Annotated in this window: 2 protein-coding genes; one reads left to right on the top strand and one right to left on the bottom strand. The window is 67.9% G+C overall.

The features are described from left to right. Positions 1-17: 17 nt before the first annotated feature. A complete protein-coding gene (locus ACLP25_RS21355; RefSeq protein ID WP_442471157.1) occupies positions 18-479 on the bottom strand; it encodes an IS66 family transposase in 462 nt (153 codons plus the stop codon). 194 nt (positions 480-673) lie between these two features. Between ACLP25_RS21355 and ACLP25_RS21350 the strand changes: the two genes are divergently transcribed. Next, a complete protein-coding gene (locus ACLP25_RS21350; RefSeq protein ID WP_442471156.1) occupies positions 674-4,006 on the top strand; it encodes an AAA family ATPase in 3,333 nt (1,110 codons plus the stop codon). Positions 4,007-4,167 lie beyond the last annotated feature (161 nt).

Below are 4,167 nucleotides of genomic sequence, written 5' to 3'. Positions count from 1 at the left end.
GCAGACGCGGTAGAAGGTCAGCAGCGTCGTGCAGGCGACATGCAGCCACTGTGTCTTGCCGCCGACCCGAAAGCCGGTCTCGTCCATGTGTTGACCGGCGCGCCAGCGATGTGATCGCGGATCGTCTCGACCAGACCCTTCAGCCGCCGGGCGCAGGCGCTGCTCATGGCCGCGAGGGTCGCCGCGGAAAGCTTCACGCCGAACAGATCGGCCATGAGGGCGACGAGGCGCGCTTCGGGCAGCAACTGATGGTGCAGCAGATAGACCACGAAGGCGGCGATCCTGGCCCCATATTGCACGGGCGCGTTGACGCCTGCGGGAAAGTCCGCTCGCGTCGCGGCGCCGCAGGCGGCACAGTCGCAGGTGTGCGCGCGATGTTCCGTGACGTTCAGCGGCTTCGGCTCGGGCAAATCAAACACCTGCCTCGCGGCGTAGCCGCAGGCCGTTGCGGCCGGGCGACGGCGGGAACTGAAGGACAACGCGAAGGCTCGGGCCTGTCTCGCGATCTTGGGGTTCAACCCCCATGCGAGACAGGAGCTTTCGATGTCCTTCAAATGGAAGGACTGTCGCGCCCGCGGCAAGGCGCGCCCGGAATGCTCCCCATGCCGGTACGCCTTCCTTTACACCGCCCAGACGCTGGGTGATGATCTACGCGGGTCCATCGGAGGCGGTCATGGACGTCGGGGACTGGCTTCGCAATCAAGGCCTCGGAAGGTACGAGAAAGCCTTCCGCGAGCATGCGCTCGACCTGGACGTTTTGCCTGATCTGACCGATGGCGACCTTGCTCAGATCGGCGTGGCCCTTGGCGATCGCAAGCGACTCTTGAAAGCGATCGCCGGGCTGAGCCTTCCGCGGTCGCCCCCGCCCGCTGCGTGGGCTTCGCCGCCTCCTCCCGCCCCAGCGCCGGCCCGAAAGACCAGCCATGTCGCCGCTGAGCGCCGCCCGATCACGGTGCTTTTCTGCGACCTTGTCGGCTCGACCGCGCTCGCGGCCAAGCTCGACGCGGAGGACTGGCGGGATCTCGCCGGCGCGTATGTCGACGCGGCCTCAGAGGCCGTCACGCGATACGGCGGGCATGTCCTGCAAAAACTCGGCGACGGCATCATGGCGCTATTCGGCTACCCGCACGCCGAGGAGAACGACACCGAACGCGCGGTCCGCGCGGCGCTCGCGATCCTTCGGGCGCTCGAGGCGCTCAACGCGATGCACGAGGGTAGGGGCATTCCAAAACTCGCCGCCCGCATTGGCCTCGACATGGGGCTGGTTGTGGTCGACGCCGCAGGCGAAGTGTACGGCGACGCGCCGAACGTCGCCGCCCGCGCGCAAACGGCGGCCGAGCCCGGAAGCGTGTTCGTCACCGCCGCGGTGCAGCGGCAGATCGCGGGCCTCTTCGTCGCCGAGGACAGGGGCGCGCACGACTTGAAGGGCGTGTCGGGGCCGGTGACCCTCTACCGTCTCGTGCGCGCAAGCGGGGGCAGAAGGCGGGGCGGATCGCGCGCGCTCACCCCCTTCGTCGGCCGCGAGGAGGACCTGGCGCTCCTCATGCGCTGCTGGGAGCGGGCTAGAAGCGGCGAGGGCCAGTTCGTGCAGATTGTCGGCGAGCCGGGCATCGGCAAGTCGCGGCTAATCGAGGAGTTCCGCGCCCGGCTCGGTGCGAGACCCCACACCTGGGTCGAATGGGCCTCGTCGCAACTCATGCAGAACACACCGCTTCATCCCCTCGTCGAATGGGGACGGCTGCGGTTCGGAGGGCCCGAGGTCGCGCCCGAAAAGCGCCTCGCCGATCTCGAGCAGACGCTCGCTGCGGTGAAGCTCGATCCGGCCGAAAATGTCCCTCTGTTGGCACCTTTGCTTGACATCCCTCTGGCCGAAGCGCGCGCGCCAAAGCTCGCGCCCGACGAGATGCGCAGCCGCCAGCTCGCCGCCATCGCGGCCTTAGTCATGGCCGGCGCGCGCGCGCAGGCCCTCGTGCTGGCGGTCGAGGACCTACACTGGGCCGACCCGACTACGCTCGATCTCATGGAGCGCCTCGCCGAGCGCGCCGCCACCGCGCCGCTCTTCGTCGTCGCGACGATGCGGCCGGAATTCCGCGCGCCCTGGGCGACGCGCTCGCATCATGGCGTCGTCTCGCTCGTTCCGCTCAACCGCGCGGAGATTCGAGCCATGGTCGGCGCGATCGCGGAGCGGCATGCGCTCTCGAACGAGGTGCTCAACGGCGTCGCCGACCGGACCGGCGGCGTGCCGCTGTTCGTCGAGGAGGTGACAAGGCTCCTGCTCGAGCGCGGAGACGCGGGCGGCGCGCAGGCGATCCCGCCCACCTTGCAGCAGTCGCTCGCGGCTCGCCTCGATCGCATCGGCGACGCCCGCGAGGTTGCGCAGATCGGCGCGGTGCTCGGGCGGGAGTTTTCGTATCGGCTGCTCAGCGCGGTCGCGTCTGCAACCGCCGTCACTCACGGCGGCGGCCTCAGCGAGGCCGCCCTACAATCGGCGCTCGATCGGCTCGTCGAAGCCGACCTCCTATTCGTCGAGGGCCACGCGCCAGTGGCGACCTATCGCTTCAAGCATGCCCTCATCCAGGACGCGGCTTACGACAACCTGCTCAAGAGCCGCCGCCAGGCGCTGCATCGCCGCGCGGCCGAGGCGCTCATCGCCGCGCCCGACCCGCAGCCCGAGCTCGTCGCGCATCATTTCTCCCAGGCCGGCGACATGGAGCCTGCCATCGAATGGTGGGGCAGGGCCGGCGACGCCGCGCTCCGCCGCTCAGCCTTCCAGGAAGCCATCGCCCATCTCGGCAAGGCGATCGAAATGGCGGACAGGGAGGGGCAGGCCGCGGCGGCAATAGCGCCGGGACAGCGACTGAAGCTGCAGACCGACTTTGGACAAGCCCTCATGTGGTCGAAAGGATTTGCAGCCCAGGAGACAGCAGCCGCCTTTTCACGCGCCGGCGAGTTGGCAGCGCAATCGTCGGAGGACGTTGACAGCGCCGTAGTCTATCACGCGGAGTTCTGGCGCAGATTCATCCGAGGCGACGTAGCCTCTGCCCATGAGATCGCCGAAACATTCCTTCGGGCGGCGGAGTCCGACGGTCGCCCGGTGGATCGCCGCGCCGCGCTTCGCATCCTCGCCTTGTCATTAATCATGCAGGGCCGCCTGGAGCTCGCTCGTGACCACATCAGGCGGGCGTTGTCTGACGATTCGTCTGAGGAGGACATTGAATCGCGTCGCAGGTTCGGCGGCGGCAGAGTTTCCGCGACTTCATATGCAGCGCTAGCGTCATGGCTGCTCGGCGATTTGGAAGAGGCCCGAGAGCTGATCGAACGCGCGGTTCGCGAGGGCGGCGACTCGGCCCACGCAGTGACGAAGCTCAACGTAAACGTGTTCCGGGCTTGGATCGAGGCGATTCGCGGAGACGCGCAAGCGGTGCTCGGCGCCAGCCAGACATGCATTCAGGTCGCCGATCAGCAACAGTTGGCGCTCTATCTGTCGTACGCGAATATGTTTTCGTCTTGGGCGCAGGGCGCTCTCTTTGGTGGAGAGGCGTGCTTGGGCGATCTCCGGAAGACCCTCGCCGACGTCCTCCAAGCAGGCAACAGGTTCGGGGGGCCATTCTTACTCGCTTTGAAGGCCGACCTTGAAGCCAGGAACGGACGCGTGGAGGAGGCTTTGGCTTCGGTCGACGCCGGGCTTTCGCTCGCGAAAGAGACCGGTGAGCATTGGTCGGATTCGGTTCTGCTGCGCCACAAGGGCGAATTCCTGCTGAGGCGCGATGGCGCCGGTTCCGAGCTGGCCGAGGACGCCTTTTGGAAAGCCATCGCGATTGCGCACGAGCAAGGCGCGCGCATCTTTGGCCTACGCGCCGCGCTCTCGCTTGCCAAACTCCGCCATTCGACCGGCCGCGCAGCGGAAGCGCGGGCCGTCCTCGCCCCCGCGCTCGAAGGCTTCGCGCCGACGCCCGAGATGCCCGAGATCGCCGAAGCTCAGGCGCTGATGGAGCGCTTGGCGTAGGGCCGCTTCGGGCGGACACCAAGCCTTCCCTGGCGGCCTTGTACGTCCGCTATCCCGGCCGCTCCCGCCGTTGGGCCAACGAGCGCTCTACGCTGGCGGCCTGACGTTTCTCGGCGAGCTTGCACGGCCGCGCGCCCATGTCGCGCAGCACCTAATCCGGC

Origin of the sequence: Roseiarcus sp. (assembly GCF_052145395.1) — a bacterium.
GTDB lineage: Bacteria > Pseudomonadota > Alphaproteobacteria > Rhizobiales > Beijerinckiaceae > Roseiarcus.
The sequence above is the reverse complement of the archived record's forward strand: the minus strand, read 5'-3'. Positions and strand labels throughout refer to the sequence as shown.